Genomic DNA, 303 nt, shown 5'->3' on the forward strand with positions numbered 1-303 from the left:
TCGCTGTTGCGTGCCGTGGCCGGGGCGTACCTCTTCATGCCGCCAGCTCGCCCAGTTCTCCGGCAGCACGGCGGATCGCATCGTTGTCGTGCACGAAGCGGCCCGACGCCTTGCGCTTGGCAAGCGAGAGGCACGCTCTAGCCACAGTCGCGGCGGGGATCGACCTCGCCTTGGCGGCTCCGCCTTGCAGGAACAGGTCCACGACTGGACTGGCCAGCCGGCCGAGGCCTTCCAGCACACGCAGGTCGTTATCCCGCTTCCCGCGCAGCAGGCCCGGCCGCAGGATGTCGAGACGCTTGAACT

The 303-nt window shown here is 68.6% G+C and carries 1 protein-coding gene; it reads right to left on the reverse strand.

Going from position 1 to position 303, the window contains the following annotated elements:
• Positions 1-34: 34 nt before the first annotated feature.
• Positions 35-303: hypothetical protein (locus tag AB1L30_RS14230; RefSeq protein WP_367014102.1), on the reverse strand; the 269-nt coding region annotated here is incomplete at its 5' end.

This window comes from Bremerella sp. JC817, from assembly GCF_040718835.1.
Taxonomy (GTDB): domain Bacteria; phylum Planctomycetota; class Planctomycetia; order Pirellulales; family Pirellulaceae; genus Bremerella.